The organism is Pseudomonas fulva NBRC 16637 = DSM 17717 (genome assembly GCF_000730565.1).
Lineage (GTDB): Bacteria > Pseudomonadota > Gammaproteobacteria > Pseudomonadales > Pseudomonadaceae > Aquipseudomonas > Aquipseudomonas fulva.
Genome location: NZ_BBIQ01000005.1, coordinates 77,786 through 90,192 on the forward strand (window position 1 = coordinate 77,786; position 12,407 = coordinate 90,192).

Below are 12,407 nucleotides of genomic sequence, written 5' to 3' on the forward strand. Positions count from 1 at the left end.
AGGAACCAGGCTACCAAGGGGCAGAGAAGCGAGGGAGATAGCTCCCAACGCGTCAGCCAGTAGTTTTTCTATCGCCTGCGTCTGACCTGAGCCAGTCGATGACCCACTGCAGCTGCTGCGCGTCTCGAGCTTTGCGTGGCCACACCAGGTAGAACGCCTTGTCTGGGCGCAGATGCGATTCGGCAACCTGGACCAGGCGCCCTGCGTCGATCTCCTGAGCCACGAAGGCGCGTTCTGCCAGCGCAATGCCCTGCCCGCCAATGGCCGCGTCAATGGCCAGTGATGTCTGGTTGAACTGGACTGACCTTGCACCAACGGCAGGGTGACCGGGATAGACCTGCGCGCGATAAGACGGCCACAAGTCGTGGGCATCACACAGAGCTACATAGCGCTCCAGTGTTGCGAAGTCTTCAGGCGGGCCAAGCGCCGCTACCAGGGTGGGGCTCGCCACCGCGATGATCTCCGAACCCATCAACAGTGCCTGCTCAAGCCCTGGCCCGAAAGGTGGCCGCCCGTAACGCACGGCAAGGTCGACGCCGTCGGTATGAAAATGCGACAGACGATCGGTGGCCAGTACTCGCACATCCAATGTCGGGTAGCGCTCGGCCAGTCCACCGAGCCTGGGGATCAGCCACTTGGCGGCGAAAGTGGGTGTCACGCTGACGGTGATATGGGAAGGCGCAGGGCGCAGCCGGCGCGTTGCCTCATCGAGCATGGCCATTGCCGTACGCACGGTCTCGCTATACCCGCGGCCAGCGTCGGTCAATGCCAGGCCTCGAGGCAGGCGTTCGAACAGGCGTACCTCCAAGGCGCGTTCCAACCCCCGAATCTGCTGGGCCACGGCGGGCTGGGTGACACCCAGCTCTTCGGCGGCCAGGCCAAAATTGAGATGCCGCGCCACGACCTCGAACACCCGCAGGGCGCCAAGGGACGGCAACTCGGAAAAAACGGCAGGCATAGGGGGTAGGCGATCCAGGCTGGGCAGGTTGGCACGAGGCTAGCCCCATCCGTGCAGGAAGTCGATGAGCGTCCAGGACTGGGTACTCGCCTGGTGATATGGAATCGATCAGCAACTCTCCGGCTGCACGCTCAAGCAGGCACGAATACACTCCTTTGCAATTGCCAGAAAGAAGCGCTGGTACTATTAGCTCACCGCTTGCCCACACGGACCGTCAGCATGCAAATACGCACCCTCTATCGCCATGAACTCGATCAGGCCAATGCTCTGTGCATGGCTTCGTTCATGCATTCGGTAGCGCCACTTTTGCCTGCGCAGGCCATCACGACATTCACCGAAGTGGCGAGCGTGAACGCCTTTGCAGAGCGATTGCAAGGTGACAACCTCATGCTGGTGTGCGAGGTCCAAGGAAGGCTTGCGGGGCTGGTCGAACTCAAGCAAGGCCGTCATGTGGCAATGCTCTTCGTATGCCCCGCTCGTCAGCGCCAGGGTATCGGCCGACGCTTGATCGAGGCCGCTCTCGGCCATGCCCGCAGCCAGACGGTTACGGTAAGCGCGTCGCTGCCATCGGTGGCGGCCTATCAGCGTTATGGCTTCAGCCAGGCAGGTGAAGTTGGGGAGCACGCGGGGCTGATTTACCAGCCAATGCAAAAGGTCTTGAGCATGTGAAGCCTCACGCAGGCCCATGGCGCTGAAGTTTTTGATCAGATGGACACTCATTGTGTCTATGTAAAGGCGGGCACTGCTGGTGAAGTACCAGGGCAGCCACGCCATTCGTTTTTCCGGAGACACTGCATGCTTCGTATCTTTGAGCGTAGGCTCGACCCTTTCCCTCCCGATGAGGTGCCGCCGCCCCCCGTTGGCCTCATGCCTTTCCTGTGGGCGTGCACCCGTGGGGCGCGCGGCTACATTCTTGCGCTGGCCCTGCTCAGCGCTAGCGTGTCCCTCTACGAAGCCTGGCTGTTCAGCTTCCTCGGCCAGGTGGTGGACCTGCTGTCAGCCTGGCAGGCCGGCGACACCGCTGCCGCCCAGGAAAGCCACGTGTTGTGGGGCATTGGCATCGTGCTGGTGATTAGCATCGGCCTGGTGGCGCTACGCACCATGGTCCAGCACCAGGTGCTGGCCATCAACCTGCCGCTGCGACTGCGCTGGGATTTTCACCGGCTGATGCTGCGCCAGAGCCTGTCGTTCTTCTCCGACGAGTTTTCAGGGCGCGTCACCACCAAGGTCATGCAGACTGCACTGGCCGTGCGCGAGGTGCTGTTCACGGTCATCGAGATCCTGCCCGGCATTGGCGTTTATTTCATCGCCATCATCGCCCTGGCCGGCGGCTTTGCCTTGAAACTCATGCTGCCGTTCATTGCCTGGCTGGTGCTATTCGGGCTGGCGATGGTTTATTTCGTTCCACGCCTGGGCGCAGTAGGCGAAGAGCAGGCCCACGCGCGGTCGTCGATGACCGGGCGCATTTCCGACGCCTACACCAACATCACTACAGTCAAGTTGTTCTCGCACTCCAAGCGCGAAGCCCATTTCGCCCGAGCGGCCATGGAGGACTTCAAGCAGACCGGTTTCCGGCAGATGCGTCTGGTGAGCCAGTTCGAGATCGTCAACCAGGCGTTGGTGGTAGGGCTTATCCTTGGTGCAGGCGGTTATGCGCTGTGGCTGTGGCATCAGGGCCAAGTGGGCACCGGCGCTGTGGCGGCCATCACTGCCATGGCCCTGCGCATCAATGGCATGTCGCACTGGATCATGTGGCAGATGACCTCACTGTTCGAAAATATCGGCACACTGCAGGACGGCATGGCCACCCTGACGCGCGGTCCAAAAGTGCAGGACGCCCCGGACGCCACCGCTCTGGTGACCCGTGGTGGCGCAGTGACATTCGACAAGGTCAGTTTCAACTACAACGGTGAGCGCCAGGTACTGACCGACCTCAGTCTGGACATCAAGCCGGGTGAGAAAGTGGGCCTGGTCGGCCGCTCCGGTGCTGGCAAGTCGACGCTGATCAACCTGCTGCTGCGCTTTTACGACGTGGACAGTGGCCAGATCCGTATCGATGGCCAGGATGTAGCCAAGGTCACCCAGGACAGCCTGCGCAGCGCCATCGGCATGGTGACACAGGATACGTCACTGCTGCATCGCACCATACGCGAGAACATCGCCTATGGACGGCCGGACGCCACCGACGCGCAAATCCAGGCCGCCGCCCGCGATGCGCAAGCCGACGGGTTCATCAGCCAGCTCAGCGACCAACAGGGCCGCACCGGTTACGACACCATGGTCGGTGAGCGCGGTATCAAGCTGTCCGGTGGGCAACGTCAGCGCATCGCCATCGCCCGGGTGATGCTCAAGAACGCACCTATCCTGCTGCTTGACGAGGCAACCAGTGCACTGGATTCGGAGGTAGAGGTCGCCATCCAGGAAAGCCTGGACGAGATGATGGAGGGCAAGACTGTAATTGCGATTGCCCATCGACTGTCTACGATCGCCGCCATGGATCGTCTGATCGTGATGGATGAAGGGCGCATCATCGAGCAAGGCACCCACGCCCAGCTGCTCGAGAAAAACGGCACCTACGCGCGCCTGTGGCAGCACCAGAGCGGTGGTTTCCTTGGCGAAGACCAGGGTATGGCGCACGCGCTCAACTGAGTGGGCGCACGCTGACCCGTTGCCTGGACGGATGATGTTCGAGCGTTAACCCATCGCCCCTGTGTCGTTGATCGGGGGCGATGGCGTTGCAAGTACGAAGACACCGTTTGCGCTCGTCGCTTGCCTCACGGGTATGAATGACTTGGTTCAAAACCTGCGAAACGGTATCCTCCGGTAGCTTAAAGCCACCAGTTAGGCATTCATTGTCTGCCCCTCAAGGAAGAGCCTTTGCCCAGTCAGTCATCGCGTCACACCATCGCCCGCCAGTGGGAACTCCTCAAGCTCCTTCCGGGCCGCGATCCCGGCATGAGCTGCACGCAGTTACAGGCGGCACTGTCGAGCGCGGGCCATGCCACGACCAAGCGTACGGTCGAGCGTGACCTGGTGGAGCTGGCAGGACTGTTCCCGTTGCAGTGCAACAGCGCGTGCATGCCGTATAGCTGGCACTGGCAGCCCGGACGCAAATTGCGCGATGGGGCACCGCCCGCGCCAGGAGATGCGCCCGCTCAAGTGGAATTGCACGCCTGGGTGGACGAGTCGCTCTACCATCATCTGGAGATGCATCCGCTGGGCACAGGTATGCGCCTCACATGCCTGCCCAACGGCGGTGCCATCCTGGTCACAACGGTAGCGGATGATCGAGCGTTGATGGGCTGGCTGCTGTCCCAGGCCGGAGCGATCCGCGTTCAGGGGCCGCAATCGGTGCGCCTGGCCTTGCTGGAGCACTTGCGTCAGAGCCTGGCACTGCACGACACCGGCGCTTGAGCAATGCCTAGGCCGACCGCCGGCGGGACAGGCAGGCGTAACCCAGTGCCAACACGCTCAACCCCATTACAATCAACAGCCCCATCAGCTCTGTGCTGTAGCGGGCAGCCCAGGCCGGGAAGCCGGCGACCGACTGATACACCTGCACATCCGCCGTCCCCTCGGCATAGCTGATGCCTACCCCACTCTGGCGAATCTGCGAATAGTCAGCATCGAAATACACCCAGACCTTGCTGGAGCCGCCGGCCTCGATCGCCGGGATCTCGAGCTGAGCGGTGGCCGCCTCGAGCAAGGTGTCATTGCCGGCCGAATCCCGGATCTGCACCAGGCCTTTGGAGGGCAAGCGGATCCTTACCTGATCCACGGGGGCATTGCCGGTGTTCTGCAACTCGATGAGCAAGCCGGTCCGGTGGTCTACCAGGCCGGCCTCGAAAGGTTTTGCAAACAGCTGGGCATAAGGCGCCTGTGCCATCTCCACCAGCCGGTCGACCTGGTCGCGGCTCAGTTGACCTTGGCCGATCGTGTTTATGCGTGCACTCAACTGCTCGTACTTGAGCTGCTCGCTGGCTTTGCTGATACGCTCGCTGAACTGTCCCGGATAGGTCAGGTACGCGTAGGTCAGCGACGCTTCCAGGCGCGGGTTGCCCATCACTGCCTTGTAGACGAACAACAGGGCCGCCAGCCCGATCAGAACGGCTACGAGGAGTTTCCCCACCTTGTCCCAGCTCAATGCACTCTTCCTTTTGTCGAGTTACAGGCGATACGCGCCGCCAAGGGTGCCAAGTTCGCGGCCCCCAAGCAAGCGCCTGACCGCTATCGTTCGACATCGTCCTCACGAACATGGCGCAACGCCTGTAATTGCCCGTCGATGAGGGCCTTGGCCATTGCGGCCAGGTAGCAGGTGGCGAGCATTGCGTTCTTGCGGTCTGCAGGCTTGTCGATGGCCTTGCGGGTAAGCTCGGTGATGCAACCCATGATGACGGATGCTTCCACTAAGGCAGTACGCAAGGGCAACGCTGGCTTCATCTGGACCAGGTCGGTACCGGCGCTCGCGAATCGACGGGTTGCGTTGACCACGGTGGGGCCTTGGGGGGGTCTGGTGATGTCATTGTCCATGCTGTTTGCTCCCTGTCTGGAGAGCCGAGACTAGGCAGGTGCTTCCCTGAGCACAACGAGCAGCAAGTACCTGCGCGCAATTTCAGAAAGGGCCTACACGATCGCTACCTCTTGACCGTTTGCCGTCGGTCACCGAGGATCGAAGCTCCGCCTACAAGGATGTCAACATGCTGCGCATACTGGGCAAAGCCTCATCGATCAACGTACGCAAGGTACTGTGGGCGTGCGCGGAGTTCCAGGTCCCATTCGTGCGGGAGGACTGGGGAACGGGCTTCCAGGCTACCGACAGCGAAGCGTTTCTGGCGCTCAACCCCAATGCCATGGTGCCGGTCATCCAGGACGGCGACTTCACCTTGTGGGAGTCCAACAGCATCATTCGCTACCTGGCCAATTGCTATGGCCCAGCAGCCTTCTACCCGGGGGAGGCCCGTACTCGGGCCAGGATCGACCAATGGATCGACTGGCAGGCTTCGGACCTGAACGCATCCTGGCGCTACGCGTTCCTGTCGCTGGTCAGACACTCCCCCGCCCATCAAGACCCGCATGCCCTGGCCAACGCCTGTGCCGACTGGGGGCGCAATATGCTCATTCTCGAGCGCCAGTTGGCACGCACCGGCGCCTATATAGCCGGGCGTGACTTCACCCTGGCCGACATTCCCATAGGCCTGTCGGTCAACCGCTGGTTCGAAACGCCGCTCGAACACCCTCACCTGCCTGCCCTACGCGATTATTACGAGCGCCTGAGCGAGCGCCCGGCCTATCACGAACATGGGCGTAACGGCACGCCTTGACAGCTAGCACAGCCTTCGCGAAGGCGCATGCCTCAGGCCGCGACCTGGGTAACCTGGTGACGACCACGCCAGGCGAACGTCAGCACCATTATCAAGCCCAGCGCTGCGGTGCCTGCGCCCGCCAGCGCGATGGCCGAGTAACCGAGGCCGCCATTGATCACGGCGCCCCCCAATGCAGCGCCGATGGCGTTGCCCAGGTTGAAAGCACCGATGTTCACGGCCGAGGCCAGGTTGGGTGCATCCTTGGCCGCCTCCATCACGCGCATCTGCAGGGGCGGAACCAGGGCGAAACTGGCTGCGCCCCAGACCAGGATGGCGCCGGCAGTAAGCAGGGATGAGCCCATTACGAGTGGGAACACCAGCAGTACCGCGATCAATATGGCGAGCGAGACAATCAGGGTTCGATCCACGGACCGGTCCGCCGCTTTGCCGCCCCAGACGTTACCCAGGGTCAGGCCAACACCAAACAGCACCAGCATGGAGGTGACGAATGCGGTAGACGCGCCGGCTTCGTTTTGCAGGATGGGCGCAATGTAGGTGAACACCGTGAACATCGCGCTGGAGCCCACCACGGTCAGGAGCAAGGCTGCCAACACAGGCCCACGTGTCAGCACGCGTATCTCGGCCAGCGCACCGTCGCCCTTGGGCGATGGCACATTGGGCAAGGCATACCACAGCGTGGTCATCGCCACCAGGCCGAGCCCGGCTATGCCCCAGAACGCCGTGCGCCAGCCGAGCAACTCGCCGAACCAGGTTGCCAGGGGGACACCGCCGATGGTGGCCAGCGTCAGGCCCATGAACATCGCGGCCACGGCGCCGGCACGTTTCTCGGCGGGCACCACGCTGGCCGCGACGATGGCACCTATACCGAAGAAGGCGCCGTGGTTGAGGGAGGTCACTACCCGTGCGACCAACAGGCTGGCGTAGTCGCTGGCCAGGGCCGACATAAGGTTGCCCAAGGTGAAGATGGCCATCAGCCCGATCAGCAGGTATCGGCGCGGTACGCGTACGGTTGCCAGGGTCATGAGCGGGGCGCCGATCAGCACACCCAGTGCATAGGCGCTGACCAGCAGACCAGCGGCCGGAATGGACACACCCAGGTCAGTGGCAATGTTGGGCAGCATGCCCATGGGAGCAAACTCGGTAACCCCGATACCGAACGCGCCCATGGCGAGTGCTACAAGGGGTGGATTGATACGCATGGCTAACTCCTTATCTGTGCCGTGAATGCTACGATCTGTTTCACCAAGGCACTAGATAGCGATTGTGCGAACCACCTTTGCGTACGAGGCACAAATGGATCTGACAGGACGATCAGGTGAGATGGAGGTGTTCACCCAGGTGGCGCAAGCAGGCAGCCTGTCGGCAGCCGCCCGTGCATTGGGCCTGACACCCTCTGCCGTCAGCCGCATACTGGCGCGCACCGAGCAGCGTCTTGGAACACGGCTGATGCTGCGTACCACGCGCGCGATTACCCTCACACCCGAAGGCGAGACTTATCTACGCGGGGCACGCCGCGTGCTGACAGACCTTCAGGAGGTGGAGCAGGCCATTACGGACCAGGGCGTGCCCCGTGGTCGAGTTCGCGTCAGCGCTGCACTTGGGCACGGCCGACTGCGCATCGTCCCCTTGGTGGCGGCTTTCAGCGTGCAGTACCCGCAGGTATTGGTCGACCTGACCCTGAGTGACGAAGTCGTTGATGTGCTCGGTGGCCAGGCCGATGTGGCTGTGCGCTTCGGCACGCTGCCAGACAGCTCTCTGAATGCTCGGCAAATCGATGAAACGGGCCAGGTGGTCGTGGCCTCGCCAGACTATCTGAGCCGGTGGGGAACCCCTTTGCTACCCGAGGACCTGGCAAAGCACAACTGCCTGCGATTCAACTTCAGGCGAGCCACGTCGGACTGGCCGTTCGTACGTGACGGTCGCGAGTTCGCACTGAAGGTAAGCGGCAACATCGAGTGCAGCAGCGGCGAAGCCCTGGCCCAGTTGGCCAGGCTGGGCGCAGGCATCGCGCGGATAGGCACCTTCACCGTCGCCGATGACCTGGCCAGCGGCCGCCTGGTGTCACTGTTCGAGGCCTTCAATCCAGGTGACCGGGAGCCCATCCACGCCGTTTTCGCCGGTGGACCGAACATGCCTGCACGCGTGCGGGTGTTCGTGGACTTTCTGGTCGCTAACCATCAGGGGATGTGCACACGTCCCTCGTGACCGCTCTCGCGATAGCGCGCTTGCAGAACGCCGGCCAGGCACTGCTTGGCCTCAGGCTCTCCGTGTATCAGGCGAATATGCGACGGCCAAACCTGCATTCGCGTGACGAAACCGACCAGATCCGCCTGGTCGGCATGGGCTGAGTAGCCCTCCACACGCTCGATCCCGGCACGAATGTCTATGCGTTCGCCGTCCAGCATGACGTACCCGCCTTCCGGGCCGTGGGTCAGGATGTCCCGGCCAGGTGTGCCATGGGCCTGGTAACCGACGAAGACCACATCGTGCCGGGCATCACCTAGCATCGCCTTGAGGTAGTTGACGATACGCCCGCCCGAGCACATGCCATTGCCCGCGATGACGATCGCCGGCCGAGCCGTTTCGGCCAGGTGCTGAACGATGCGTTGGTGCTCCTCATGGCTGTCGATGGTGATCAGTTGCTTGAAGGACAGGGGTTTGCGCCCTTCCTTGATACGGTCCTGGGCCGATTCGTCCCAATACCCTTGCAAGCCCTTGTAGACCTGCGTGAAGCGGCTAGCCAGCGGTGAATCGAGAATAATCGGCAAGTGTGGCCAATCCACTTCCGGGCCGCTGTTGGCCTGATCGTTTCCCGCCAATTCGTGCTCGTGGAGGATTTCTTCTAGCTCGTAGAGCAAGTCCTGGGTGCGGCCGATGCAGAAAGAAGGGATCAGCACCGTACCCTGGTCTTTCAGCGCGCGCTCGATGACGGCCTGCAAGCGTTCACGCCGGTGCTTCCGGTCGGTATGCCGACGGTCACCGTAGGTGCTTTCCAGAATCAGCAGGTCAGCCCGCTCGGGAGGCGTCAGGTCTGGCAACAGTGGCGAATGCGGCGCCCCCAGATCACCACTGAAGACCACCCGTTGGGCAGTGGCGCCTGGCCTTTGCATGTCGAGTTCCACATACGCCGAACCCAGCACATGGCCGGCCGGTTGCAGCCTGACCTTGCAGTGGGCAGCCTCGGTTTCGTGAAGCGTGAACCAGTTGCCGTAGGGCAAGGCGATGGTGCGCTGCTCCACAACCTTGAGATAGCGTTCCAGTTGCTCGGGATCGTCACTGATACCGAGCCGGAACGCGTCTTCGAGTACGATGGGCAACAACTGAGCTGACGGTTCGCTACACAGGATCGGTCCCTCGAAACCCGCAGCCAGCAGATGAGGGATTCGCCCAACGTGATCCAGGTGTACATGCGTCACGATCAGGGCCTTGACGCCATCGATGGCGAAGTCGAGGGCCAAGCCCTCCCCGCCTTGATCTTCGTCCTCGCCTTGAAAGGCGCCGCAGTCGATCAGCAAGCTGGCCGTCTGCTTCATCCAGACTTGATGGCAGGAGCCGGTCACGCCCTCGCGGGCGCCGTGGTGAATGATTTCTGGGTGGTCCATGATGGCTAGCCTGCTTGAGCCTGGAGTAACGTTGGGCACTGCCCGATTGACGAGGGTTCAGAAAAGCTCGGGCGTCAGGGTTCGCGGGCCTACCCAGGCGCAAGGCTCAGGCATTCAGAGCCCGCGCCAGTACCTCGTAGATTTTCCCGTCGGCTGACTGCGCAACATTGAAACGCACATAATCGCCTGCCGTCTGGGACTGGCTGAACGCGTTCCCAGGCGCCAGCACCACGCCATTGTTCAAGCACACCTTGGCCAACGCGGCCGCGTCCTTGCCCTGCGGCAGACGGCACCACAGGTACAGCCCTGCCTGTGGCATCAGCCAGGGAATGATGCCGAGCGCTTTGAGCTTTTCAGCCGTTCTGTCCCTTTCGATGGCAAGGCGCATCCTCACGGTCTCCATGTGCTTGCGGTAGCCGCTGCTGGTGATCGCATGGTGAACGATGTCCGCTGCCAGACGACCGCCTCCGAAGGTGGTGGCGATCTTCAGGTCGACCAGGCTCTGGATCCAGTCATGACGTGCGGCGATATACCCACACCTGACCGAAGCGGAGACGGTCTTGGAGAAACTGCCAATCTGGATGACCCGGGCCAGACCATCGAAGGCTGCGAGCCTGGGCGCTGGCGTATGCTCGAAATCGGCGAAAACGTCGTCCTCGACGATCAACAGGCCCGAGGCCTCAGCGAGCTTGAGCAGCCGGTGCGCAGTGCCCGGTGACAGGGAGGCACCTGTTGGGTTGTGAATGCCGGAATTGGTGATGTAGAGCCGTGGCGAATGCGCCGCCAGGGCAGCACCGAATGCATCGATATCCGGGCCGGTAGGGGTCTGACGCACACCGACGATGTTGACACTGTGGGCCCTGAGCAAGGCATGGAAGTTGAAATAACAGGGATCGTCGAGCAGTACGGTGTCACCAGGTTGGAGCAGAAAACGGCAGATCAGGTCGATGGCGTGCGTGCCGGACTCTGTGAGCATGACCTGCTCCGCCGGTGCGTCGATGCCAAAGCCGGCCAGTCGCCGCGACAGAAAATCGCGCAGCGGCCGATGGCCCTGCGGCGATGCGTACTCAACCACCTGCTCGGCTTGCGAGCGCGCCGTAGCCCGGAGCGCCTTGCGCACTCCAGCCTCGAACATCCAGTGCGCAGGAAGCCAGCCGCAGCCAGGTTTCAACAGGTCGCCAGCGGGTTCCAGCGCCTGGCGAGAAATCCACAGTGGATCGACCTCATGCTCAAGCTTGGGTCCCAGCTCGGTCAGCACCAAGGGCGCCGCGCCCCCTGCCACATAAAACCCGGCGCCACGGCGGGCATGGAGTACCCCTCCGGCCACCAGTCGTTCGTAGGCTTCGACCACGGTCGACACCGAGATCTGCATGCTCTGCGCCATTGCCCGTACTGAAGGTATCCGCGCACCGGGCAAATAGGTACGGGCCGCGATGCGGGCATGGATTTCAGCCATGACTTTTGCAATGCGCGTGCTGTGCTCTTTCACTGGATTCTTCCCACCTGTACTGCCCATCAATACCTAACAGTTCCGCCAAACTGTACTGGATTGTACATGGCATCTGCGCGCACATCGGTGTTGTACTGGCTTCATTGACGACAAGGAGTGCGAGATGCAGAGAACAGCAAGCGGCTGGATCAACGGTTTTATCGGCGTGGTCATTTTCGCAGGCTCCTTGCCCGCAACGCGCGTGGCAGTGGCAGCGTTCGAACCCACCTTTCTGACCTGCGCAAGGGCAACCATTGCCGCGTTGGTGGGTGCTTGTTGCCTGATCTTGCTGCGTCAGCCCCAGCCTCGACGAGGCGATTGGCCATCCCTGGCCGTGACAGCGCTCGGCGTCGTGGTTGGGTTTCCGCTATTGACTGCATTGGCCTTGCAGCACGTCAGCTCAGCCCACTCCATTGTGTTTGTGGGTCTGCTGCCGCTGTGCACCGCCGGCTTTGCCGTGCTGCGCGGTGGCGAGCGTCCCAGACCGTTGTTCTGGGCATTTTCGTTGGCAGGTGCCGGGTTGGTGGCGGGCTATGCATCGGCCTATGCAGGGCAGGCTTCGATAGTGGGTGATGGGTTGATGGTCGCGGCAGTCGTGGTATGCGGATTGGGGTATGCAGAAGGTGCACGACTGTCTCGCACATTGGGCGGCTGGCAGGTCATCAGCTGGTCGTTGTTGCTCGCGCTGCCCGCGATGCTGGTGTTGGCGGTCATCACCATGCCCACGATGGCGAACCTGACGCAAGTCGGCGCCTCTGCCTGGTTCAGCTTCGGTTATGTCTCGTTGTTCAGCATGTTCATCGGATTCGTGTTCTGGTATCGCGGGCTCGTCCAGGGCGGGATTGCGGCGGTCGGCCAATTGCAGTTGGTACAGCCCTTCATTGGGCTGGGCTTGGCAGCAGTCTTACTGCACGAGCAGGTGAGCTGGGCCATGGTGTCGGTGACGGTGGGTGCGGTGCTGTGCGTTGCCGGGGCCAAGCGGTTCGCCCATTGACGCTCAACCCTGCGGTGGAACTGGAACCAGGCAACTGATT

Annotated in this window: 12 protein-coding genes; 6 read left to right on the top strand and 6 right to left on the bottom strand. The window is 62.1% G+C overall.

Annotation, left to right across the window (positions count from 1 at the left end; genetic code table 11):
• Window positions 1-52: 52 nt before the first annotated feature.
• Window positions 53-958, bottom strand: coding sequence for a LysR substrate-binding domain-containing protein (locus PFU01S_RS07140; protein WP_027914728.1), 906 nt, complete (start codon window positions 956-958; stop codon window positions 53-55).
• Window positions 959-1,177: 219 nt separating this feature from the next.
• On the opposite strand from PFU01S_RS07140, the gene PFU01S_RS21685 reads away from it, so the two are divergent.
• The 3 genes from PFU01S_RS21685 (at window position 1,178) to PFU01S_RS07155 (ending at window position 4,372) form a co-directional block, all read left to right on the top strand.
• On the top strand, window positions 1,178-1,627 hold the full coding sequence (locus tag PFU01S_RS21685; RefSeq protein ID WP_081783936.1) for a GNAT family N-acetyltransferase: 450 nt from the start codon (window positions 1,178-1,180) through the stop codon (window positions 1,625-1,627).
• A 126-nt stretch (window positions 1,628-1,753) separates the two neighbouring features.
• Window positions 1,754-3,607, top strand: coding sequence for an ABC transporter ATP-binding protein (locus PFU01S_RS07150; RefSeq protein WP_027914726.1), 1,854 nt, complete (start codon window positions 1,754-1,756; stop codon window positions 3,605-3,607).
• Between the two features lie 228 nt (window positions 3,608-3,835).
• Entirely contained in the window at window positions 3,836-4,372 is a 537-nt protein-coding gene (locus PFU01S_RS07155) for a WCX domain-containing protein (RefSeq protein WP_027914725.1), read from the top strand.
• Between the two features lie 7 nt (window positions 4,373-4,379).
• Here PFU01S_RS07155 and PFU01S_RS07160 read toward each other — a convergent pair whose 3' ends face one another.
• Window positions 4,380-5,102, bottom strand: coding sequence for a hypothetical protein (locus PFU01S_RS07160; protein WP_027914724.1), 723 nt, complete (start codon window positions 5,100-5,102; stop codon window positions 4,380-4,382).
• An 83-nt stretch (window positions 5,103-5,185) separates the two neighbouring features.
• The gene (locus PFU01S_RS07165) at window positions 5,186-5,488 is read right to left on the bottom strand and encodes a DUF3077 domain-containing protein (protein WP_027914723.1); all 303 of its coding nucleotides are present in this window, start codon (window positions 5,486-5,488) and stop codon (window positions 5,186-5,188) included.
• Window positions 5,489-5,655: 167 nt separating this feature from the next.
• Between PFU01S_RS07165 and PFU01S_RS07170 the strand changes: the two genes are divergently transcribed.
• The gene (locus PFU01S_RS07170; protein ID WP_027914722.1) at window positions 5,656-6,279 is read left to right on the top strand and encodes a glutathione S-transferase family protein; all 624 of its coding nucleotides are present in this window, start codon (window positions 5,656-5,658) and stop codon (window positions 6,277-6,279) included.
• A gap of 32 nt (window positions 6,280-6,311) precedes the next feature.
• Here the strand turns inward: PFU01S_RS07170 and PFU01S_RS07175 are convergent, their stop codons facing one another.
• Window positions 6,312-7,481 (bottom strand): MFS transporter, encoded by a 1,170-nt coding sequence (locus PFU01S_RS07175; protein ID WP_027914721.1) that lies wholly within the window; start codon window positions 7,479-7,481, stop codon window positions 6,312-6,314.
• Between the two features lie 94 nt (window positions 7,482-7,575).
• Here PFU01S_RS07175 and PFU01S_RS07180 point away from each other — a divergent pair, with 94 nt between their 5' ends.
• Window positions 7,576-8,487, top strand: coding sequence for a LysR family transcriptional regulator (locus PFU01S_RS07180; protein WP_027914720.1), 912 nt, complete (start codon window positions 7,576-7,578; stop codon window positions 8,485-8,487).
• Here PFU01S_RS07180 and PFU01S_RS07185 read toward each other — a convergent pair.
• Entirely contained in the window at window positions 8,460-9,884 is a 1,425-nt protein-coding gene (locus tag PFU01S_RS07185; RefSeq protein WP_028686990.1) for an MBL fold metallo-hydrolase RNA specificity domain-containing protein, read from the bottom strand. The two genes, PFU01S_RS07180 and PFU01S_RS07185, sit on opposite strands and share 28 nt — an antisense overlap.
• Window positions 9,885-9,990: 106 nt before the next feature.
• The gene (locus PFU01S_RS07190; protein WP_027914718.1) at window positions 9,991-11,373 is read right to left on the bottom strand and encodes an aminotransferase-like domain-containing protein; all 1,383 of its coding nucleotides are present in this window, start codon (window positions 11,371-11,373) and stop codon (window positions 9,991-9,993) included.
• Window positions 11,374-11,497: 124 nt separating this feature from the next.
• Here PFU01S_RS07190 and PFU01S_RS07195 point away from each other — a divergent pair, with 124 nt between their 5' ends.
• Window positions 11,498-12,367, top strand: coding sequence for a DMT family transporter (locus tag PFU01S_RS07195; RefSeq protein ID WP_028686989.1), 870 nt, complete (start codon window positions 11,498-11,500; stop codon window positions 12,365-12,367).
• Window positions 12,368-12,407 lie beyond the last annotated feature (40 nt).

Bases quoted from the DNA above. Each gene is read 5' to 3' on its own strand.
- PFU01S_RS07185 (WP_028686990.1), bottom strand. From the start codon at position 9,884: ATGGACCACCCAGAAATCATTCACCACGGCGCCCGCGAGGGCGTGACC.
- PFU01S_RS07170 (WP_027914722.1), top strand. From the start codon at position 5,656: ATGCTGCGCATACTGGGCAAAGCCTCATCGATCAACGTACGCAAGGTA.
- PFU01S_RS07195 (WP_028686989.1), top strand. From the start codon at position 11,498: ATGCAGAGAACAGCAAGCGGCTGGATCAACGGTTTTATCGGCGTGGTC.
- PFU01S_RS07150 (WP_027914726.1), top strand. From the start codon at position 1,754: ATGCTTCGTATCTTTGAGCGTAGGCTCGACCCTTTCCCTCCCGATGAG.
- PFU01S_RS07165 (WP_027914723.1), bottom strand. From the start codon at position 5,488: ATGGACAATGACATCACCAGACCCCCCCAAGGCCCCACCGTGGTCAAC.
- PFU01S_RS07175 (WP_027914721.1), bottom strand. From the start codon at position 7,481: ATGCGTATCAATCCACCCCTTGTAGCACTCGCCATGGGCGCGTTCGGT.
- PFU01S_RS07180 (WP_027914720.1), top strand. From the start codon at position 7,576: ATGGATCTGACAGGACGATCAGGTGAGATGGAGGTGTTCACCCAGGTG.
- PFU01S_RS07140 (WP_027914728.1), bottom strand. From the start codon at position 958: ATGCCTGCCGTTTTTTCCGAGTTGCCGTCCCTTGGCGCCCTGCGGGTG.
- PFU01S_RS21685 (WP_081783936.1), top strand. From the start codon at position 1,178: ATGCAAATACGCACCCTCTATCGCCATGAACTCGATCAGGCCAATGCT.